20 protein-coding genes are annotated in these 20,192 nt (G+C 59.8%); all 20 read left to right on the top strand.

All coding sequences use genetic code 11. The features are described 5' to 3' along the window. The first annotated feature begins 16 nt into the window (after window positions 1–16). The 20 genes from KW839_RS19205 (at window position 17) to KW839_RS19110 (ending at window position 20,088) form a co-directional block, all read left to right on the top strand. Window positions 17–1,309, top strand: a complete 1,293-nt coding sequence (locus KW839_RS19205) for a motility associated factor glycosyltransferase family protein (RefSeq protein WP_218425189.1) — start codon at window positions 17–19, stop codon at window positions 1,307–1,309. After that, a complete protein-coding gene (locus tag KW839_RS19200; protein ID WP_060541392.1) occupies window positions 1,306–1,578 on the top strand; it encodes a hypothetical protein in 273 nt (90 codons plus the stop codon). Before KW839_RS19205 ends, KW839_RS19200 begins: the two co-directional genes overlap by 4 nt. 247 nt (window positions 1,579–1,825) lie before the next feature. Continuing rightward, a complete protein-coding gene (locus KW839_RS19195) occupies window positions 1,826–2,677 on the top strand; it encodes a flagellin domain-containing protein (protein WP_060541393.1) in 852 nt (283 codons plus the stop codon). A 70-nt stretch (window positions 2,678–2,747) separates the two neighbouring features. Next, a complete protein-coding gene (locus tag KW839_RS19190) occupies window positions 2,748–3,116 on the top strand; it encodes a flagellar protein FlaG (RefSeq protein ID WP_060541394.1) in 369 nt (122 codons plus the stop codon). Window positions 3,117–3,199: 83 nt separating this feature from the next. Then, window positions 3,200–4,645 (top strand): flagellar filament capping protein FliD, encoded by a 1,446-nt coding sequence (gene fliD / locus KW839_RS19185; protein WP_218425188.1) that lies wholly within the window; start codon window positions 3,200–3,202, stop codon window positions 4,643–4,645. A gap of 131 nt (window positions 4,646–4,776) precedes the next feature. Continuing rightward, complete coding sequence (fliS, locus tag KW839_RS19180; protein ID WP_218425187.1) at window positions 4,777–5,172, top strand: flagellar export chaperone FliS; 396 nt, start codon at window positions 4,777–4,779, stop codon at window positions 5,170–5,172. A 10-nt stretch (window positions 5,173–5,182) separates the two neighbouring features. Next, complete coding sequence (locus KW839_RS19175) at window positions 5,183–5,479, top strand: flagellar protein FliT (RefSeq protein ID WP_218425186.1); 297 nt, start codon at window positions 5,183–5,185, stop codon at window positions 5,477–5,479. A 161-nt stretch (window positions 5,480–5,640) separates the two neighbouring features. Continuing rightward, on the top strand, window positions 5,641–7,116 hold the full coding sequence (locus KW839_RS19170) for a sigma-54 dependent transcriptional regulator (RefSeq protein WP_060541398.1): 1,476 nt from the start codon (window positions 5,641–5,643) through the stop codon (window positions 7,114–7,116). A 110-nt stretch (window positions 7,117–7,226) separates the two neighbouring features. After that, complete coding sequence (locus KW839_RS19165) at window positions 7,227–8,438, top strand: PAS domain-containing sensor histidine kinase (protein WP_371318086.1); 1,212 nt, start codon at window positions 7,227–7,229, stop codon at window positions 8,436–8,438. A 5-nt stretch (window positions 8,439–8,443) separates the two neighbouring features. Continuing rightward, window positions 8,444–9,829 carry a sigma-54 dependent transcriptional regulator gene (locus KW839_RS19160; RefSeq protein ID WP_218425185.1) on the top strand — a complete coding sequence of 462 codons (1,386 nt, stop codon included), beginning with the start codon at window positions 8,444–8,446 and terminating at the stop codon, window positions 9,827–9,829. 514 nt (window positions 9,830–10,343) lie between these two features. Next, window positions 10,344–10,673 (top strand): flagellar hook-basal body complex protein FliE, encoded by a 330-nt coding sequence (fliE, locus tag KW839_RS19155; protein WP_060541402.1) that lies wholly within the window; start codon window positions 10,344–10,346, stop codon window positions 10,671–10,673. Window positions 10,674–10,689: 16 nt separating this feature from the next. Then, window positions 10,690–12,477 carry a flagellar basal-body MS-ring/collar protein FliF gene (gene fliF / locus KW839_RS19150; RefSeq protein ID WP_060541403.1) on the top strand — a complete coding sequence of 596 codons (1,788 nt, stop codon included), beginning with the start codon at window positions 10,690–10,692 and terminating at the stop codon, window positions 12,475–12,477. Further along, on the top strand, window positions 12,470–13,489 hold the full coding sequence (fliG, locus tag KW839_RS19145) for a flagellar motor switch protein FliG (RefSeq protein ID WP_060541404.1): 1,020 nt from the start codon (window positions 12,470–12,472) through the stop codon (window positions 13,487–13,489). The genes fliF and fliG overlap by 8 nt, the downstream gene beginning before the upstream one ends. 4 nt (window positions 13,490–13,493) lie before the next feature. Then, window positions 13,494–14,291: a flagellar assembly protein FliH gene (gene fliH, locus KW839_RS19140; protein ID WP_060541405.1), complete on the top strand. Its 798-nt coding sequence runs from the start codon at window positions 13,494–13,496 to the stop codon at window positions 14,289–14,291. Continuing rightward, window positions 14,281–15,639, top strand: a complete 1,359-nt coding sequence (fliI, locus tag KW839_RS19135) for a flagellar protein export ATPase FliI (RefSeq protein ID WP_060541406.1) — start codon at window positions 14,281–14,283, stop codon at window positions 15,637–15,639. The genes fliH and fliI overlap by 11 nt, the downstream gene beginning before the upstream one ends. A gap of 6 nt (window positions 15,640–15,645) precedes the next feature. Next, complete coding sequence (gene fliJ / locus KW839_RS19130) at window positions 15,646–16,095, top strand: flagellar export protein FliJ (protein WP_060541407.1); 450 nt, start codon at window positions 15,646–15,648, stop codon at window positions 16,093–16,095. Window positions 16,096–16,206: 111 nt separating this feature from the next. Continuing rightward, window positions 16,207–16,506, top strand: a complete 300-nt coding sequence (locus KW839_RS19125) for an STAS domain-containing protein (protein WP_060541408.1) — start codon at window positions 16,207–16,209, stop codon at window positions 16,504–16,506. A gap of 5 nt (window positions 16,507–16,511) precedes the next feature. Next, window positions 16,512–18,218 (top strand): fused response regulator/phosphatase, encoded by a 1,707-nt coding sequence (locus tag KW839_RS19120; protein ID WP_218425184.1) that lies wholly within the window; start codon window positions 16,512–16,514, stop codon window positions 18,216–18,218. Window positions 18,219–18,249: 31 nt separating this feature from the next. Then, complete coding sequence (locus KW839_RS19115; RefSeq protein WP_218425183.1) at window positions 18,250–18,600, top strand: Hpt domain-containing protein; 351 nt, start codon at window positions 18,250–18,252, stop codon at window positions 18,598–18,600. Window positions 18,601–18,693: 93 nt separating this feature from the next. After that, window positions 18,694–20,088, top strand: a complete 1,395-nt coding sequence (locus KW839_RS19110) for a flagellar hook-length control protein FliK (protein WP_218425182.1) — start codon at window positions 18,694–18,696, stop codon at window positions 20,086–20,088. The last annotated feature ends 104 nt before the right edge of the window (window positions 20,089–20,192 follow it).

Here is a 20,192-nt window from a genome sequence, read left to right as displayed (position 1 = left end):
TGGTGCGCGAGGCGATATGAGCGACAGCTTTGACCACAATGCTCAGGTGATAGAGCGACGCTGGCCGGCACTGTTTGCGCGGTTGAGTACCGAACCCGGCATGCAAGAGCAGGCTGAGTTAGTGCAAGGCTTGGGCTCGACGCTGAGTATTGGCGGTATTCAGCTTACCAGTCGCCATGATCGCACCCGTGAAGCACGACTGCAGGCCGCCAGCTTGCCCCCGGGCAGCCCGGTGGTGCATGTCTACGGCACAGGGCTGGGTGATTTGCCGACAGTGCTGCTCGAAGGCGCAGACCTTCAGCGTTTGTACGTGCATATCCTCAACGGTGCGATTTTCATGCTGACGCTACAGTTACTCGATCAGCGGCATTGGCTCGACGACCCGCGCGTCGAATTGAGGTATGCCGGTGATTCGCCGGAAATTTGCCAGCCATTTTTTGCCTTGCCTTCCGAGATGCTCCTGGCCGATGACTTCAATGCCAAAATTCGCGACCGCCTGCTCAGTGAAGTGCACCTGACGTTCAATAATCGCGAGTTCGATCCGCAATCCCCGGAGATTGTCCAGCGGCTGCAAGAGAGTTTCGGGCTCGTCAGTCAGGATGCCGATGTTGCCGAGTTGTTCGCGACATGCCCGGGACGGGAGGTTTACGTGATCGCCACCGGGCCTAGCCTTGAGCAGCATTTCGAGCAGCTCAGGGCTGTGCGCGAACAGGTGCCACGACCGTTGTTCATCAGCGTCGATACCGCCTACAAACCTCTGCGCGAGCATGGCATCAAACCGGACGTGGTGGTCAGTATCGATCAGCGCATCGGCTTCAGGCATCTGCCGCCCGAGGACACTGGCGACATCCCGCTGGTCTATCTGCCCTTGAGCGATCCGCGGGTGTTGGCGGCCTGGCAAGGTGTGCGTTACGTCGGGTACTCCGCCAGCCCGGTCTATGCGGCTCTGCGCCGGCAGGTCGCCAGGGCTGAACTGTATGTCGGTGGCAGTGTGATTCATCCGGCAGTGGACTTGGCGGTGAAGATGGGCGCGCAGCGGATTACGCTGTTCGGCGCCGACTTTGCGTTCCCCATGAACAAAACCCACGCCGGCTGGAACGATGGCGACCTGGGGCCGGCACTGAGTCAGGCCAGGTACTGGGTGCTCGACGGCAATGGCGAGCGTGTCAGCACGCAGTTGAATTTTCGCAGTTACCTGTGCGAGCTGGAGCGCTACATTGCCGGGCACCCGCAGGTACAGTTTTTCAACAGCAGCCGGGCAGGCGCAATGATTGTCGGTACGACGTTCAATCAGGAGTTCGTGCAATGAGCGGGTTTGCGCAATGTGTCATTGATTGCCGCCAGTGCGCGCAGTTGTTTCGACTTGGGCGTGATGTCGAGGCGGCGCTGAACATGGTCGATATCTTCGAAAACTCGCAGGCGTTGTTCAGTCAAACGCCTCAAACGATCCAGCAGCAATGGGCGCAATTGCTCATGTCGATGTTCGCCGCTCAAGAAGCAATGGACTGGCTGGGGCTGGCGGATTCGATGGAGTATGAGTTGGTCGATTTGCTGGAAGCGGGGGACGCTCACCTCTGAGCGTTACTCCGTCTGCCGGCGTGATTCATTCGTAATTGTGTTGTGGGCGACTTTCTGGCGCCATTTTTCTCGCGTGGGTGTCTTGCAAGCCTTTGTTTTCGTAGGGGTGGCAGTGTGATGGCATTTTTTTTCAAAAAAGCCCTCAAGCAACCTGCAATAGCGACGATAACTATTACGAAGGTTCTCTAGGCCATACCCGGCGGTTGCCAGGGCCGGAAGCCAGTACCCAACCAACGAGGAATACATCATGCCATTAGGCGTAAACACTAACGTTGCCTCCCTGAACGTTCAAAAGAACCTGGGCCGTGCATCGGATGCTCTGTCGACCTCCATGACCCGCCTGTCTTCCGGCCTGAAAATCAACAGCGCTAAAGACGACGCCGCCGGCCTGCAGATCGCTACCCGTATGACCAGCCAGATTCGTGGTCAGACCGTGGCAATCAAGAACGCCAACGATGGTATCTCGATGGCTCAGACCGCTGAAGGCGCTCTGCAAGAGACCACCAACATTCTGCAACGTATGCGTGAACTGGCTGTCCAGGCACGTAACGGTACCAACATCACTGCTGACCGTACCGCAACCAACGCCGAGTTCACTCAGCTGTCCGACGAGCTGACTCGTATTGCCCAGAGCACCAACCTGAACGGCAAAAACCTGCTGGACGGTTCTGCTAGCGTCATGACCCTGCAAGTGGGTTCCAACACCGGTACCGCCAACCAGATCACTCTGGCTCTGAGCACCAGCTTCGCCGCCTCCAGCCTGTCCGTAGGTTCGGGTACTACCGTTCTGACTGGTGCTACCAGTGCTGCTGCTTTCGTGGCAATCGACGGCGCAATCACCGCGATCGACAAAGCTCTGGACACGGTGAACGCCACTCGCGCCAACCTGGGTGCTTCGCAAAACCGTCTGACCAGCACCATCTCCAACCTGCAGAACGTCAACGAAAACGCCAGCGCTGCACTGGGTCGCGTTCAAGACACCGACTTCGCTGCTGAAACTGCCAGCCTGACCAAACAGCAAACTCTGCAACAAGCTTCCACCGCTGTTCTGGCTCAAGCCAACCAGTTGCCTTCCGCCGTACTGAAACTGCTTCAGTAATTCGGTTGAGTTTTAGCGGGGGAGTGCGCCAGTCGCGCTCTCTCGCTTTTTGCTTCAGGAGGTGATGGATATGGACATGAGCGTCAAGCTGAACTTGTCTTACCTGGCCGCTCAACCGTCAAATACGGCTTCTGCTCAGCCGGCTGGCGTCACTCGTAGCGACAGCAGCACCGAACGCGATAGCGTCAAGTCAGTAGCTGCAAGAGATGACTCGGATCCCGAGAAGCTTAAACTGGCCGTGCAAGAGATCGAGAAATTCGTTCAGTCGATCAAGCGCAATCTGGAGTTCTCGATCGATGAGGCTTCCGGCACAGTTGTGGTGAAAGTGATCGCCTCGGAGTCCGGTGAAGTGGTGCGCCAGATTCCTTGCGAAGAAGCCCTGAAACTGGCGGAAAGTTTGACGACGGCAAGCAACGTGCTGTTTGAAGCAAAAGCCTGACAGCTGGCATGAATCGTGTTTGTACGTTGATGTGACGGCGTGACCGGTCAAAAGACCGGCAGCAGACATAAAGGGGAATGTGCATGGCAAGTCCGATTACACCAGGTTTGGGCCTTGGGTCCGGTATTGATATCAACTCGATCGTTACAGCATTGGTCAACAGCGATAAATCGGCCAAGCAGACTCAGATCACCACTCAGACCACGATCAATACGTCCAAGATTTCTGGTATAGGCACACTCAAAAGTGCTCTGGCCGCCTACCAGGCTGCCATGAACAAGCTCAACAGCGCGACAAGCCCTGCGTTTTCCGGTTTTGCGGCAATCTCGTCAGCGCCGACGGTTTTGACGACAACCTCGGACAACACTGCCGTCAACGGTACTTACACCATCAAAGTCGACAACCTGGCTACCGGCTCCAAGGTTGCCAGTGCTTCTTTCGCGGGCGGTGCGTCCAGTGCCATTCCGACTGGTACATTGAACATCAGTCAAAATGGCACTGCCTACAGCGTTGCTATACCGAGCGGTGCGACCTTGCAGTCGACCCGTGACGCTATCAACACAACACTGGGTGCCCAGGGTATCTCGGCCAACATCGTCACCGACAGCAACGGGTCGCGACTGGTGATCGGCTCGACCACGACCGGCAAGGGCACGGATCTCATTGTCAGCGGCATCGCGGGCCTTGAGATCGATGGCAGCCAGATCATGGGGACCATTCCCGATCCGGCGAATCCGGGGGCGACCCTGCCTGATCCGAACAGTGCCGGCACCATCGGTGCGCTGGCGGCTGATGCGAACCTGACGATCGATGGTCTGGCAGTGACCAGCAAAACCAACACCGTCAACTCGTCAGTCAGCGGCTTGAGCATGACCTTGGTGGCAGCAGGCACCTCGACCGTGACCGTGGCGACCAATACGACGGGGTTGCAGACTTCGATCCAGTCATTTGTCGACGCCTACAACACGCTGGTGAGAACGGTTAACTCGCTGACTCAGGCCACTGTCGGTGCTGATGGCAAGCCGACTGTCTCTGCGGCAATGACCGGTGACGCCATGCCCCGTTCGTTGATTGCCGATATCCGCAAGGAGTTGACCACACCAGGCCCGGGTGGGCAGTTGTCGGTGCTGGCGCAATTGGGTATCACCACCGACCAGAAAGCCGGTACGTTGAATTTTGACTCGGCAAAATTCACCAAGGCGATGACCAGCAAGTCGCTGGGTGGTGAGGTTCAGACGCTGTTTACCGGTACCAACAGTACCAATGGCCTGCTGGCCCGCATGAGCGCGGCGATCAAACCCTATTCTCAGACCGGTGGCATTCTTGATCAGCGCACCACCAGTCTGAACAAGCAGAAAAGCGAGCTGAGCAATCAGCAGATGGCATTGGACCTGCGCGTGACGTCGCTGACCGCGTCGCTGACGGCCAAGTACAACGCCATGGACCTGTTGGTCGGGCAAATGAAGGCGACGGCGACCAACATCACCTCGTTCTTCGACAGCCTTAATGCACAGGCTTCCAAAAGTTAAGCGTTGAGCCCATGACAAAAAACCCGGCGACGTTTTAAACGCGCCGGGTTTTTGTCTTCCGGTTTAAAGTTCTTTGACTCGTAGACGATATATTGGTCAGGTGAGTCCTAAAGTTGCGATGAGGTAAGAACATGAATCCGATGTTGGCCCTTCGGCAATATCAGAAAGTTGGAGCGCAAGCTCAAGTCTCCGAAGCCAGCCCGTACCGCCTGGTGCAGATGCTGATGGAGGGTGGGCTGGACCGTATTGCTCAGGCCAAAGGCGCCATGGAGCGCAACGATATTCCGGGTAAAGGTGTGTTGATCAGCAAGGCCATCGGGATCATTGGCGGCTTGCGTGAGGGCCTGGACCTCGAGAACAAGGCTGAAGAGGTAGAGAGGCTGGATAATCTCTACATGTACATGATGAAGCGTCTCGCCGAGGCGAACATCACGACCGATCCAGCGATTCTTGACGAAGTTGGCGACTTGCTTCGCACCGTCAAAGACGGCTGGGACGGTATCGCCCCTGCGAGTCCGCAGTTTTAAGGAGATCATCATGAGTCTTGTCCTGCAGCGAATCGAACACACCCGCCAAGCTCTGGTCGGCGCATTGGCCGAACGCAATTGGCAAGCGATCGGTGAGTTGGACCTGGCGTGCCGTTCCTGCATGGAAGACGTCTTGAGTGAAACTTCGGTGGACGAGGCCGCGTTGCGCGACAATCTTCAGGAGCTGCTAGGGGTGTACAAGCAGCTTCTTGAGGCGGCTACGGGGGAGAGGCAAGCGATAGTCGATGAGATGTCGCAGATCCATCAAGCACAAAACGCGGCAAAGGTTTACCATCTGTTTGGTTAAATAACCTCAGAGTTGTGCGCCATAAATTTGACTGTGCACGGTTTTTTGACTTAACTAGAGCTGGTTCCAGATTTCAGTCGTCTTCAGGCATAACAAGTCTGCAAGCGTCTAGCTTGCCCCAACATTTTGGGTATTGAGTTGACTAGGGAAGTTGCTATTGCATGTGGCGTGAAACCAAAATTCTGCTGATTGATGACGATAGCGTCCGCCGCCGCGACCTGGCGGTGATCTTGAATTTTCTCGGTGAAGAAAATTTACCCTGCGGCAGCCATGACTGGCAGCAGGCTGTCGGCTCTTTGTCATCAAGTCGTGAAGTAATCTGTGTCCTCATCGGGACCGTCAATGCTCCTGGCGCACTTGGGGGCTTGCTTAAGACACTGTCAACCTGGGATGAGTTCCTTCCGGTTTTGCTAATGGGCGATAATTCTTCCATTGAGCTGCCCGAAGACCAGCGTCGCCGAGTGCTTTCGACGCTCGAGATGCCGCCCAGCTACAGCAAATTGCTCGACTCCCTGCATCGTGCCCAGGTCTATCGCGAGATGTACGACCAGGCGCGCGAGCGGGGGCGTCATCGCGAACCCAATCTGTTCCGCAGCCTTGTCGGCACCAGCCGGGCGATCCAGCACGTGCGGCAGATGATGCAGCAAGTCGCCGACACCGATGCCAGCGTGCTGATCCTCGGTGAGTCCGGTACCGGCAAGGAAGTGGTCGCGCGCAACCTGCATTATCACTCCAAACGCCGTGAGGCACCGTTCGTGCCGGTCAATTGCGGGGCCATTCCGGCAGAGTTGCTCGAGAGCGAGTTGTTCGGTCACGAGAAGGGCGCTTTTACCGGGGCGATCACCAGCCGTGCCGGGCGTTTCGAGCTGGCCAATGGCGGCACGTTGTTCCTCGATGAAATCGGCGACATGCCACTGCCGATGCAGGTCAAGCTGCTGCGCGTGTTGCAGGAGCGCACCTTTGAGCGCGTCGGCAGCAACAAGACCCAGAGCGTCGACGTGCGCATCATTGCCGCGACCCACAAGAATCTCGAAAGCATGATCGAGATCGGCACCTTCCGCGAAGACTTGTACTATCGCCTGAACGTGTTCCCGATCGAGATGGCACCGCTGCGCGAGCGGGTCGAAGACATTCCGCTGCTGATGAACGAATTGATCTCGCGCATGGAGCACGAGAAGCGCGGTTCGATCCGTTTCAACTCGGCCGCCATCATGTCGCTGTGCCGGCATGGCTGGCCGGGCAACGTCCGTGAGCTGGCCAACCTGGTGGAGCGCATGGCGATCATGCATCCGTACGGGGTGATCGGTGTGGTCGAGCTGCCGAAGAAGTTCCGCTACGTCGACGATGAAGACGAGCAAATGGTCGACAGCCTGCGCAGTGACCTTGAAGAGCGCGTGGCCATCAACGGCCATACGCCGGTCTTCACCGCCAGCGCCATGCTGCCGCCGGAAGGCCTGGACCTCAAGGACTACCTCGGTAGCCTGGAGCAGGGGCTGATTCAGCAGGCGCTGGATGATGCCAATGGCATCGTGGCCCGTGCCGCCGAGCGGCTGCGCATTCGACGTACCACGCTGGTGGAGAAGATGCGCAAGTACGGCATGAGCCGTCGTGATGGAGACGAACAGGCGGATGATTGACGCCTGTTTTTCAAGTGCTTCATTTTTAGGCTGTTTTTTTTAGGCACGGGTATTGCTACGTCCCTCGCAACGTTCCGTTTAACTGACGGTCAGCCACGCGAGAGAGCACGATGCCCCAAGCCGCCCAGATGTCTCCTGTCCCTGACGTTTCGGGGCAACCGTCGTCCGTAGAGCAGGCGAGCCGGCTTGGTCTTGAGCAGGCGTTCTCTCTGTTCAACCAGATGTCCAGTCAGTTGACCGATTCCTACAGCCTGCTGCAAGCCCGGGTGACCGAGCTCAAGGGCGAGCTGGCGGTGGTCAGCGCCCAGCGCATGCAGGAACTGGCGGAAAAAGAGCGCCTGGCCAATCGCCTGCAAAATCTCCTTGATCTGTTGCCTGGCGGTGTCATTGTCATCGACGCCCAGGGCATCGTGCGCGAAGCCAACCCGGCGGCCCGCGAGTTGCTCGGTCTGCCGCTCGAAGGCCAGTTGTGGCGCCTGGTCATTGCCCGCTGCTTTGCGCCTCGCGAAGACGACGGCCATGAGGTTTCACTCAAGGATGGTCGGCGCCTGTCGATTGCCACCCGCTCGCTGGACGCCGAACCCGGTCAACTGGTGTTGCTCAATGACCTGACCGAAACCCGTCACCTGCAGGATCAGCTGGCGCGCCACGAACGGCTGTCGTCCCTTGGGCGCATGGTGGCCTCGTTGGCCCATCAGATTCGTACGCCCTTGTCCGCCGCGTTGCTTTACGCCAGCCATTTGACTGAGCAGGCTTTGCCGGTCGCGACCCAGCAACGTTTTGCCGGGCGCCTGAAGGAGCGCCTGCACGAACTGGAACATCAGGTGCGCGACATGCTGGTGTTTGCTCGTGGCGAGCTGCCGTTGACCGACCGGCTCACGCCTGGCCAATTGTTGCAGTCGCTGCAAGCGGTTGCGCTGCCCCATGTGCAGGACCTGCCGATCCGCTGGCAGTGCGACAGCCATGCTGGGGAGTTGCTGTGCAATCGCGACACCCTGGTCGGAGCAATTTTGAATTTGATCGAAAATGCCATCCAGGCCAATGCCGGCGACCTGCGCCTCAAAGTTCATCTTTACACCCGTGGCAATCATCTGCGCCTGTGTGTCAGCGACAGTGGCAGCGGTATCGATGCCGGGGTGCTGGAGCGTCTGGGTGAGCCGTTCTTTACCACCAAAACCAACGGTACCGGCCTTGGCCTGACGGTGGTCAAGGCGGTGGCGCGTGCTCACCAGGGGGATCTGCGTTTGCACTCGCGCCCGGGTCGCGGTACGTGCGCACTGGTAATCCTGCCGTTGTTCTGCGGCGCCTTGGGCGCGGAGTGACGGACATGGCAATCAAGGTTCTACTGGTCGAGGATGACCGCGCGTTGCGCGAAGCGCTGGCCGATACGCTGATGCTCGCGGGGCATGATTACGCCGCCGTGGGGTCGGCAGAGCAAGCATTGGCCGCTGCCGCTGGCCAGTCTTTCAGTCTGGTGATCAGCGACGTCAACATGCCGGGCATGGACGGCCATCAGTTGCTCGGCCTGTTGCGTGCGCGACAACCGCAATTGCCCGTGCTGCTGATGACGGCTCATGGGGCGGTGGAGCGCGCAGTCGATGCGATGCGCCAGGGCGCGGTGGACTACTTGGTCAAGCCATTCGAGCCCCGGGCGTTGCTCGATCTGGTGGCGCGTCACGCCCTGGGCAACCTCGGTACGACGGCGTGCGAAGGGCCGATTGCCAACGAGCCGGCCAGCGCGCAATTGCTGGAACTGGCGGCGCGGGTAGCGCGCAGCGACTCCACGGTATTGATCTCCGGTGAGTCGGGGACCGGCAAGGAAGTGCTGGCGCGTTACATTCATCAGCATTCCCATCGGGCCAGCCAGCCGTTCATTGCGATCAACTGTGCAGCGATCCCGGACAACATGCTCGAAGCAACCCTGTTCGGCCACGAAAAAGGTTCCTTCACCGGTGCTATCGCCGCCCAGGCCGGCAAATTCGAGCAGGCCGACGGTGGCACCATCCTGCTCGACGAAATTTCCGAAATGCCCCTCGGGCTGCAGGCCAAACTGCTGCGCGTATTGCAAGAGCGCGAGGTTGAGCGGGTCGGGGCGCGCAAGCCGATCACCCTGGACATCCGCGTGGTCGCCACGACCAACCGCGACCTGGCTGCAGAAGTGGCGGCCGGGCGTTTCCGTGAAGACCTGTTCTATCGTCTGTCGGTGTTTCCCCTGGCCTGGCGGCCATTGCGCGAGCGCACCGCCGACATCCTGCCGTTGGCCGAGCGCTTGCTGGCCCGTCACGTCAATAAAATGAAGCATGCGCCCGCCAGGCTGTCGCCCGAGGCGCAGGCGTGCCTGGTCGGGTATCCGTGGCCGGGTAATGTACGGGAACTGGACAATGCGATTCAGCGCGCCTTGATTCTGCAGCAGGGCGGTTTGATTCAGCCGCAGGATTTCTGCCTGGCCGGGCCAGTCGCCTGTGCGCCATTGCCGGTATCGACGCCCGCAGCTGCGCGCGCCGTGGAAATCGAATCCGAGTCGGCGGGAGCCTTGGGCGATGACCTGCGCCGGCGCGAATTTCAGATGATCATCGACACCTTGCGCGCCGAACGCGGCCGTCGCAAGGAAGCGGCCGAGCGCCTGGGCATCAGTCCGCGAACCTTGCGCTACAAGCTGGCGCAGATGCGTGATGCCGGGATGGACGTGGAAGCCTTTCTATTCGCTACTTGAATCTGTTCCTGTAGGAGCGAGCATGCTCGCGATGGTCGTCAACGATAACGCTGGGAACCTGACACCCCGCGTTGTTCTCAGGCTCATCGCGAGCATGCTCGCTCCTACAGTAGGCGGATGCCGGTTGCGCCACGGTCCCCTGTAGGAGCGAGCATGCTCGCGATGGTCGTCAACGATAACGCTGGGAACCTGACACCCCGCGTTGTTCTCAGGCTCATCGCGAGCATGCTCGCTCCTACAGTAGGCGGATTCCGGTTGCGCCACGGTCCCCTGTAGGAGCGAGCATGCTCGCGATGGTCGTCAACGATAACGCTGGGAACCTGACACCCCGCGGTGTTCTCAGGCCCATCGCGAGCATGCTCGCTCCTACAGTCGGCAATAGGCGGATGCCGGTTGCGCCATGTGGCTAGAGCTTTTGTTCGAGTTTGCCGTGGAGCTGGCACCCTTGTTGCTAACACCTGACTACCCGCCGAGTGAACGTCAAAAAATTGCGGGTCGCCAACGAGAGTAGATCATGAGCCAAGGTATTGAATTCAATCGATTGATGCTGGATATGCGGGCCATGCAAATGGATGCCATGTCTGCGCCGAAATCGACTGCCGGCGTCCCTGAAGTGGCGGGCAGCAGCTTTTCCGACATGCTCGGTCAGGCCGTTAATAAAGTGAACGACACCCAGCAGGCTTCCACTCAGTTGGCCAGTGCATTCGAAATCGGCAAAAGCGGCGTCGACCTGACGGATGTGATGGTTTCCTCGCAAAAGGCCAGTGTGTCATTCCAGGCGTTGACCCAGGTGCGCAACAAGCTGGTTCAGGCCTATCAAGACATCATGCAGATGCCGGTTTAAAGGACGAGATTGAGTCATGGCAGAAGCAGTCGCCGATAATGTTCCGGCCAAGGCCACCCCGATAGACGGCAAACCGCCGCTGTTCGGATTGTCGTTCCTGGAAAACCTTTCAGAGATGACCATGTTGCGTCAGGTGGGCCTGTTGGTCGGCCTGGCAGCGAGCGTGGCGATTGGTTTTGCCGTGGTGTTGTGGTCCCAGCAGCCGGACTACCGGCCTCTGTACGGCAGCCTTGCCGGTATGGACGCCAAGCAGGTCATGGATACCCTGGCCAGCGCCGATATTGCGTACACCGTCGAACCCAACTCCGGCGCCTTGCTGGTCAAGGCCGAGGATCTGTCCCGTGCGCGACTCAAGCTCGCGGGCGCTGGTGTCACTCCCAGCGATGGCAACATCGGCTTCGAAATCCTCGACAAGGAACAGGGCCTGGGGACCAGCCAGTTCATGGAAGCGACCCGTTATCGTCGCGGCCTCGAAGGCGAACTGGCGCGGACCATTTCCAGCCTGAACAACGTCAAGGGTGCCCGGGTGCATCTGGCGATTCCCAAGAGTTCGGTGTTTGTGCGCGACGAGCGCAAGCCGAGCGCCTCGGTGTTGGTGGAACTGTATTCCGGTCGCTCCCTGGAGCCGGGCCAGGTCGTGGCCATCGTCAATCTGGTGGCGACCAGTGTTCCTGAACTGAGCAAGTCGCAGATCACCGTGGTCGACCAGAAGGGCAACCTGCTTTCCGATCAGGCGGAAAACTCCGAACTGACCATGGCCGGCAAGCAATTCGATTACAGCCGTCGCATGGAAAGCATGCTCACCCAGCGCGTGCATAACATCCTGCAACCGGTGTTGGGCAATGATCGTTATAAGGCCGAAGTGTCGGCCGACGTTGATTTCAGCGCCGTCGAGTCGACCTCCGAGCAATTCAACCCCGATCAGCCGGCATTGCGCAGTGAGCAGTCGGTCAATGAGCAGCGCACCGCCAGCAATGGCCCCCAGGGTGTGCCGGGTGCCTTGAGCAACCAGCCACCGTCGCCGGCTTCGGCCCCGCAAACCACCGGTGGCAGCACCGCGCAAGCTGGCATGGTCCAGCCGGGGCAACCGTTGATCGATGCCAACGGCCAGCAGATCATGGACCCGGCCACCGGCCAGCCGATGCTCGCACCGTACCCGGCAGACAAACGTCAACAGTCGACCAAAAACTTCGAACTCGATCGTTCCATCAGTCACACCAGGCAGCAGCAGGGCCGTTTGAATCGCCTGTCGGTGTCGGTGGTCGTCGATGATCAGGTCAAGCTCAACCCGGCCAGCGGTGAAACCGCCCGGGTGCCGTGGAGTACCGACGAATTGGCACGCTTCACCCGTCTGGTTCAGGACGCGGTCGGTTTCGACGCCAGCCGTGGCGACAGTGTCAGCGTGATCAACATGCCGTTCTCCGCCGATCGCGGCGAAGTGATAGCCGATATTCCGTTCTACTCCCAGCCGTGGTTCTGGGACATCGTCAAGCAAGTGCTGGGTGTGCTGTTCATTCTGGTGCTGGTGTTCGGTGTCCTGCGTCCGGTGCTCAACAACATCACCGGTGGCGGCAAAGGCAAGCAGCTGGCCGGTATCGGCAGCGATGTCGAGCTGGGTGGCATGGGCGGCCTGGATGGCGAACTGGCCAATGATCGTGTCAGCCTCGGCGGCCCGCAAAGCATCCTGCTGCCGAGCCCGAGCGAAGGCTATGACGCACAGTTGAACGCAATCAAGAGTCTGGTGGCAGAGGATCCGGGTCGCGTGGCCCAGGTCGTGAAAGAGTGGATTAACGCAGATGAGTGATAACCGAGCCGTTGCCGCCAAACTGACCAAGGTCGACAAAGCCGCGATCCTGCTGCTGTCGCTGGGTTCTACTGACGCCGCCCAGGTACTGCGCCACATGGGGCCCAAAGAGGTTCAGCGCGTAGGTGTGGCCATGGCCCAGATGGGCAACGTGCACCGCGAGCAGGTCGAGCAGGTGATGAGCGAGTTCGTCGACATGGTCGGCGACCAGACCAGCCTGGGCGTCGGCTCCGATGACTATGTGCGCAAGATGCTCACCCAGGCCTTGGGCGAAGACAAAGCCAATGGTCTGATCGACCGTATCCTGCTCGGTGGCAACACCAGCGGCCTCGACAGCCTGAAGTGGATGGAGCCGCGCGCCGTGGCCGATGTGATCCGTTACGAGCACCCGCAGATCCAGGCGATCGTCGTGGCGTATCTCGATCCGGATCAGGCCGGGGAAGTGCTCGGCAACTTCGACCACAAGGCACGCCTGGACATTATCCTGCGGGTTTCTTCGCTCAATACCGTGCAGCCGGCAGCCCTGAAAGAGCTCAACCAGATTCTCGAGAAGCAGTTCTCCGGCAACTCGAATGCCTCGCGCACCACCCTGGGCGGCATCAAGCGCGCAGCGGACATCATGAACTTCCTCGACAGCTCGATCGAAGGCCAGTTGATGGACTCGATCCGCGAAGTCGACGAAGACCTGTCCGGTCAGATCGAAGACCTCATGTTCGTGTTCAACAACCTGGCCGATGTCGACGACCGCGGTATTCAGGCGCTGTTGCGTGAAGTGTCTTCCGACGTTCTGGTACTGGCCCTCAAAGGTTCGGACGAAGGCGTCAAGGAAAAGATCTTCAAGAACATGTCCAAGCGTGCGGCCGAACTGCTGCGCGACGACCTGGAAGCCAAAGGCCCGGTGCGCGTAAGCGACGTGGAAACCGCGCAGAAAGAAATCCTCACTATCGCCCGCCGTATGGCCGAAGCCGGAGAAATCGTTCTCGGTGGCAAGGGCGGCGAGGAAATGATCTAACACCATGGTCAAGAATGATGAGTCAGCCACTGACCTGATCCGCGCCAGGGATGTCAGTGGCTTCGATACCTGGGCGTTGCCCAGTTTCGACCCGCCAGAACCCGAGCCGGAACCTGAGCCTGAGCCCGAACCGCCGGAAATGGAGGAGGTGCCGCTGGAGGAAGTCCAGCCACTGACCCTCGAGGAACTCGAAAGTATTCGCCAGGAAGCCTACAACGAAGGCTTCGCGGTGGGCGAGAAGGAAGGCTTCCACAGCACCACGCTTAAGGTGCGTCAGGAGGCCGAAGTCGCCTTGTCGGCCAAGATTGCCGGGCTGGAACAGTTGATGGCGCACCTGTTCGAGCCCATCGCCGAGCAGGACACCCTGATTGAAAAGTCCCTGGTCGACCTGGTGCAGCACATCACCCGTCAGGTGATCCAGCGCGAACTGGCGATCGACTCAACGCAGATCGAGCACGTCATGCGCGACGCCCTCAAGTTGTTGCCCCTGGGCGCGGGCAATGTGCGGTTGTACATCAATCCGCAGGATTTCGAACAGGTCAAAGCCCTGCGCGAGCGCCATGAAGAAACCTGGCGCATCGTCGAGGACGAGTCGCTGTTGCCTGGCGGTTGCCGGGTGGAGACCGAACACAGCCGCATCGACGCCACAGTCGAAACCCGGGTTGCACGGGTCATGGATAAACTCTTCGATCAGTTGCATGACCAGGCCCTGCGTCCAGCCGCGCCAGACCTGAGCCTGGAGCTGCCGATCGAAAGCACGCCTGCGGGCGCAGCTGAGCCGGACGTTGCCGATGCGCCTTGATCGCACCAGTTTCGCCAAGCGCCTGGGCAGCTATGCCGAGGCCACTGAGCTGGCCGGTGCGCCGATTCTCGAAGGTCGCTTGTTGCGTATGGTCGGCCTCACCCTTGAAGCCGAAGGCCTGCGCGCTGCCATGGGCAGTCGTTGCATGGTCATCAATGACGACAGCTATCATCCGGTGCAGGTTGAAGCCGAGGTCATGGGTTTTTCTGGCAGCAAAGTTTTCCTGATGCCGGTTGGCAGCGTCGCCGGCATTGCGCCCGGTGCCCGCGTGGTGCCCATGGCTGACACCGGTCGCCTGCCGATGGGCATGAGCATGCTTGGGCGTGTTCTCGACGGCGCCGGTCGTGCGCTGGACGGCAAGGGCGGCATGAAGGCCGAAGACTGGGTGCCGATGGACGGCCCGACCATCAACCCGCTCAAGCGTGAGCCCATCAGCGAACCGCTGGACGTAGGCATTCGCTGCATCAACGGAATGCTCACTGTCGGCCGTGGTCAGCGACTGGGTCTGTTCGCCGGTACCGGTGTTGGCAAGTCGGTGCTGCTGGGCATGATGACCCGCTTCACCGAGGCGGACATTATCGTCGTTGGCCTGATCGGTGAGCGGGGTCGTGAGGTCAAGGAGTTCATCGAGCACATCCTCGGTGAAGAAGGCCTCAAGCGCTCGGTGGTGGTGGCGTCCCCGGCCGATGATGCGCCGTTGATGCGCCTGCGCGCCGCGATGTATTGCACGCGCATCGCCGAATATTTTCGCGACAAGGGCAAGAACGTCCTGTTGCTCATGGATTCCCTGACCCGTTTCGCCCAGGCCCAGCGGGAAATTGCGTTGGCCATTGGTGAACCGCCGGCGACCAAGGGCTATCCGCCTTCGGTATTTGCCAAACTGCCGAAACTGGTAGAGCGGGCGGGCAACGCCGAGAAGGGGGGTGGCTCGATCACCGCTTTCTACACCGTGCTGTCCGAAGGTGATGACCAGCAGGACCCGATTGCCGACGCGGCGCGCGGCGTGCTCGACGGGCACATCGTGTTGTCCCGGCGCCTCGCCGAAGAAGGGCATTACCCGGCCATCGATATCGAAGCGTCCATCAGCCGGGTGATGCCGGCGGTGGTGTCGCCGGAACACATGGCGCGTGCGCAGTATTTCAAGCAATTGTGGTCGCGTTATCAGCAGAGCCGCGACCTGATCAGCGTCGGCGCCTATGTCGCGGGTGGCGACCGCGAGACCGACCTGGCGATTTCCCTGCAGCCGCAGTTGGTCAAATACCTGCGCCAGGGCCTCAACGACAGCATCAGCCTGGGCGAAAGCGAAGCGTACCTCGCGTCGATCTTTGCGCCCGCGGCTGGCGGTTAAGCGGCCATGGCCCAGACTCGGGCAGGGCGCCTGGCGCCGGTGGTGGACATGGCCGAAAAGGCCGAGAAAACCGCCTCTCAACGGTTGGGCCATTTTCAGGGGCAGGTGCGGCTGGCGGAAAGCAAGCTGGGTGACCTGGAAGCCTTTCGACTCGATTATCAGGAGCAATGGATCGTACGCGGCAGCAGCGGCGTCTCGGGTCAATGGCTGCTGGGGTATCAGGGCTTTCTCGCGCAGTTGGGCACGGCCATCGACCAGCAGCGCCAGAGTCTGGCCTGGCATCAGAACAATCTGAACAAGGCGCGGGAAACCTGGCAGCAGGCGTTCACCCGGGTCGAAGGCCTGCGCAAACTGGTCCAGCGTTATGCCGATGAGGCGCGGGCGCTGGAAGACAGGCGCGAGCAGAAGCTGCTCGATGAGTTGTGCCAGCGGTTGCCACGCCAGGATCAGTATTAGCGTTGCCTGAAAAAAGATCGTCCGAACTCGGCCCGGGCCTGCGATCCTTTGACCTTGCCTCTCTCAGATGCTAAACCTTCTAAACGTATTCCAAAGACTAGGACGCGGTAAATGTCAGTGATTTCCGAGATGTCCCAGGACGGGCAAAAGCTGACGATTTCGATCAAGGGACGATTCGATTTCGCCAAGCATCAGCAATTTCGTGATGCCTATGAGAACAAGGAACTGGCCGCCGTGGTGGTCGACCTGAAAGACGCGACCTACCTCGACAGCTCCGCCCTGGGGATGTTGCTGCTGCTGCGCGATCATGCCGGTGGCGACGACTCCGACATCCGCGTGGTCAACAGCAGCAGTGACGTGCGCAAGATCCTCGCCATTTCCAATTTCGACAAACTGTTCGACATCAGTTGATTGCCATGCAGCCGCAGGTGCAACTGACCATCCTGATCGCCGAGGACAGTGCCGCTGATCGCCTGTTGCTGTCGAGCATCCTGCGCCGACAAGGGCATGTGGTACTGACGGCGGCCAACGGCGTTGAAGCGGTCGACGCGTTTCGCCGGCAAACACCGCATCTGGTGTTGATGGACGCGATGATGCCGGTCATGGACGGCTTCGAGGCCGCCCGGCAAATCAAGGCATTGGCCGGTGAAACCCTGGTGCCGATCATCTTCCTTACGTCCTTGTCCGAAAACGAAGCCCTGGCCAGTTGTCTGGAAGCTGGTGGCGACGACTTTCTGGCGAAACCCTATAACCAGGTGATACTCGCCGCCAAAATCAAGGCGATGGAGCGCTTGCGCCGATTGCAGGCCACGGTGCTGGAGCAACGCGACCAGATCGCCAGGCACCACGACTATTTGCTCAACGAACAGCGGGTGGCCAAGGCCGTTTTCGACAAAGTGGCGCATTCCGGTTGCCTGAATGTCGCCCCCAACATCCGATACTTGCAGTCGCCCTACGCACTGTTCAACGGTGACCTGTTGCTGGCGGCATTCACGCCATCGGGCGATATGCACGTGCTACTGGGCGACTTTACGGGGCACGGGTTGCCGGCGGCGGTGGGCGCCATGCCGTTGGCGGAAGTCTTTTATGGCATGACCGCCAAGGGCTACGGCCTGGCGGAGACGTTGCGCGAGATGAATGCCAAGCTCAAGCGCATCCTGCCCGTGGACATGTTTTGCTGTGCGACCTTGCTGTGCCTGAGTTTCCAGCGGCGCTCGGTGGAAGTCTGGAATGGCGGCATGCCCGATGGATACCTGCACCGTATCGCCAGCGGCGAGCGCACGCAGCTGGCGGCGCGCCATCTGCCACTGGGCGTGCTGAGCCCTGAGGCATTTGATGATCGCACTGAGGTGCTGCCAATGGCACTCGGCGATCGGGTGTTCCTGTTGTCCGATGGTGTGATCGATACGCGAGATGCCAACGACCGGTTGTTCGGTGAGCAGGGTTTGCAGCGAGTGTTCGAGAGCAATCGTCAGCCTGACGCGCTGTTTGAAGAGGTCCAGCAGGCCTTGCGCGATTTTGGCGGGCAAGCGCGTGACGATGTCAGCATGGTCGAAATCAGCCTGCTGCAACCGGCGCAGATCACGCCGCCGGCACTGGTTTACTCTGATAGTGGGCAGTCCTGCCCGCTGGATTGGTCGGTGAGTTTCGAGTTCCGTGCCGCTACGCTCAAGCGCTTCAATCCGCTGCCGTATCTGTTGCAGTTGTTGCAGGAGGTCCACGGTTTGCGAGCCCAGAGCGGGGCGCTCTACAGCGTGCTGGCGGAACTGTATTCCAATGCTCTGGAGCATGGTGTGCTCGGTCTGGATTCGAGTCTCAAGCGCGATGCCGGCGGTTTCGCCCGCTACTATCAACTGCGCAATGCTTGCCTGGATGCGTTGCAGGACGGCTATGTCAGGGTGCATTTGCAGGTCACGCCGACAGGCGAGGGCGGTTGCCTGACGATCCGCGTCGAGGACAGTGGCAAAGGGTTCGATGTTGCGCGGGTGATGCAAAGACCTGTGGACGACATACGTCTGTCGGGACGCGGGGTCAGTCTGATCCGCCAGTTGGGCCGAAATGCCCGATGGAGCGATGACGGGCGAAGTGCTTGCGTGGAGTTTTTCTGGGAGGCTCTGGCATAATCTGCACAATTCTTGATCAAGGAGTGAGCAAGTGGCTGACACACATCTGGATCGCGACGTGTTGAATGCGTTGCAGGAAATCATGGAAGGCGAGTATCCGACGTTGCTGGATACCTTTCTCGATGATTGCGAAATGCGTTTGCAGCAGTTACGCAAGGCGCAGACCGCGGCGCAATTGATTGAGGCCGCCCATAGCTTCAAGGGCAGCAGCAGCAACATGGGAGCCTTAAGGCTCGCCGCGTTGTGCTGTCGGCTGGAAAAGAGCGCAACCCATTCATCGAAGGACGATATTCAGCAATTGATTACTGAAATCGTCAGCGAGTTTGCTATTGCCCGGCCACTGTACGAAGAGGAGCGGCAGCGATTCCTGATGGACCGTTAAGCCGTTCGACGCGACATTCGAGTGAATCTGGCGCGACCCTTGCTTTACTCTCCGCAACTGTACCTACGTATCCAGTGCAGCGGAGATCGTTTCATGCCCGTTACCCCCGATATTTTTCTTCAGGCCGCCACACAGGCCAAGGCTAAAGCGCCCCCCGCCAGTGCCCCGGTGTCGTCCCCTGAGCCTGGGAACAAGGCGTCCAGCTTCGCTCGGGTGTATGCCGATCAAACCCCGGATAAATCTGCTGCCGCCGGTAACGGATCAAATGAGCCGATTGGTAAAAAAACCACCGAAGGGCCCGAGACGCAAGATTCTGGCGAACACAGTTCTGCCGCTGTAGAGCCGGCTGTTGCCGATGACGGCAAATCCTTGCCAGTCAATCACCTGGTGCAGGCAGACGATAAGTCCGCCAGCGACGAAACGACGGATATCGAGCATAAGGCGGTGGGTGACTGCGCGCCGATCGATCCGGCTTATGATCCGGCATTGGCTCAGGTTGTCCAGATTGTAGTGCCGGCGCCAATTGCAACGGCCGCCGAAGCCGTGGTGGACCCGGCCTTGGCACAAGCTGTCCAGGCTGCAGTGCCGGTGCCGGTGCCGGTGCCGGTTTCGGTTTCGGCGACCGCCAAGACGACGGTGGCCCCGGCGCTGACCGCCACGGATAACGACTTCAATCCCGAAGCTGACCCACTCGATGCATTGCCGGCAGTGCGTCTGGCAATGGAACACAGTGGCCATGTGTCCGCTTCCAGCCAGGGCCAGGCCAAGGCAGCACCGATACCAGTCCAGGCTGATGGCGAGCTGACTTCGGCACAGAACTTTGCAGCGGGCATGGCGAGCATGCTGGATATGCCGCCCGACAAGGACAGTACCAGCCAGGGTGGCGACAAGGCGTTCAGCGGCTTGATCGACGCCGGTCTCAAGGATCTCACGTCCGCCAGCAGCGACACCCGTGTCGACAATTTCGCCAACCGTCTGGCGGAACTGACACAGGCCGCCACACCGAAAACCGCGAATGCCTTGCCGGTGAACCAGCCGATCGCAATGCATCAGAGCGGCTGGACACAAGAGGTGGTCAATCGGGTCATGTACCTGTCCAGCACCAATCTCAAGGCCGCCGACATTCAGTTGCAGCCAGCTGAACTTGGGCGCCTGGACATTCGGGTGAACATGGTGCCGGATCAGCAGACCCAAGTGACGTTCATGAGTGCCCATCCAGCTGTCCGTGAAGCGCTGGACGGCCAGATGTATCGCCTGCGTGACATGTTTGCGCAGCAGGGCATGGGCCAGGTCGATGTCAACGTTTCGGACCAGTCCCGTGGTTCGCAGCAGGGCCAGGATCAGTCTCAACAGGCTCAGCGAGGGCGCGCCAATGCTGGCGGCGGGGGGCTGGATTCGATGGATGATGATCTTGCGCCGAGCGTTGCCGAAGTGGCTGCCAGTACCACTAGCGTGATCGGCTCCAGTGCGGTCGATTACTACGCCTGACCACACACGCCACTAAACCCTGCGGGAGTGAGCTTGCTCGCGATGGCGGTGTAGCAGTCAATGAAGATATTGGCTGTTCTGCCCTCATCGCGGGCAAGCCCGCT

Origin of the sequence: Pseudomonas sp. PDM31, assembly GCF_019218965.1 — a bacterium.
In the GTDB taxonomy this organism is placed as follows: domain Bacteria; phylum Pseudomonadota; class Gammaproteobacteria; order Pseudomonadales; family Pseudomonadaceae; genus Aquipseudomonas.
The sequence above is the reverse complement of the archived record's forward strand: the minus strand, read 5'-3'. Positions and strand labels throughout refer to the sequence as shown.

Excerpts from the sequence above, each read along its gene's own strand:
- KW839_RS19160 (WP_218425185.1), top strand. The coding sequence starts at position 8,444 with ATGGCAATCAAGGTTCTACTGGTCGAGGATGACCGCGCGTTGCGCGAA.
- KW839_RS19200 (WP_060541392.1), top strand. The coding sequence starts at position 1,306 with ATGAGCGGGTTTGCGCAATGTGTCATTGATTGCCGCCAGTGCGCGCAG.
- fliF (WP_060541403.1), top strand. The coding sequence starts at position 10,690 with ATGGCAGAAGCAGTCGCCGATAATGTTCCGGCCAAGGCCACCCCGATA.
- KW839_RS19175 (WP_218425186.1), top strand. The coding sequence starts at position 5,183 with ATGAGTCTTGTCCTGCAGCGAATCGAACACACCCGCCAAGCTCTGGTC.
- KW839_RS19120 (WP_218425184.1), top strand. The coding sequence starts at position 16,512 with ATGCAGCCGCAGGTGCAACTGACCATCCTGATCGCCGAGGACAGTGCC.
- KW839_RS19190 (WP_060541394.1), top strand. The coding sequence starts at position 2,748 with ATGGACATGAGCGTCAAGCTGAACTTGTCTTACCTGGCCGCTCAACCG.
- fliG (WP_060541404.1), top strand. The coding sequence starts at position 12,470 with ATGAGTGATAACCGAGCCGTTGCCGCCAAACTGACCAAGGTCGACAAA.
- fliD (WP_218425188.1), top strand. The coding sequence starts at position 3,200 with ATGGCAAGTCCGATTACACCAGGTTTGGGCCTTGGGTCCGGTATTGAT.
- KW839_RS19110 (WP_218425182.1), top strand. The coding sequence starts at position 18,694 with ATGCCCGTTACCCCCGATATTTTTCTTCAGGCCGCCACACAGGCCAAG.
- KW839_RS19170 (WP_060541398.1), top strand. The coding sequence starts at position 5,641 with ATGTGGCGTGAAACCAAAATTCTGCTGATTGATGACGATAGCGTCCGC.
- fliS (WP_218425187.1), top strand. The coding sequence starts at position 4,777 with ATGAATCCGATGTTGGCCCTTCGGCAATATCAGAAAGTTGGAGCGCAA.
- KW839_RS19205 (WP_218425189.1), top strand. The coding sequence starts at position 17 with ATGAGCGACAGCTTTGACCACAATGCTCAGGTGATAGAGCGACGCTGG.
- KW839_RS19195 (WP_060541393.1), top strand. The coding sequence starts at position 1,826 with ATGCCATTAGGCGTAAACACTAACGTTGCCTCCCTGAACGTTCAAAAG.
- KW839_RS19125 (WP_060541408.1), top strand. The coding sequence starts at position 16,207 with ATGTCAGTGATTTCCGAGATGTCCCAGGACGGGCAAAAGCTGACGATT.
- fliE (WP_060541402.1), top strand. The coding sequence starts at position 10,344 with ATGAGCCAAGGTATTGAATTCAATCGATTGATGCTGGATATGCGGGCC.
- fliH (WP_060541405.1), top strand. The coding sequence starts at position 13,494 with ATGGTCAAGAATGATGAGTCAGCCACTGACCTGATCCGCGCCAGGGAT.
- KW839_RS19165 (WP_371318086.1), top strand. The coding sequence starts at position 7,227 with ATGCCCCAAGCCGCCCAGATGTCTCCTGTCCCTGACGTTTCGGGGCAA.
- fliI (WP_060541406.1), top strand. The coding sequence starts at position 14,281 with ATGCGCCTTGATCGCACCAGTTTCGCCAAGCGCCTGGGCAGCTATGCC.
- fliJ (WP_060541407.1), top strand. The coding sequence starts at position 15,646 with ATGGCCCAGACTCGGGCAGGGCGCCTGGCGCCGGTGGTGGACATGGCC.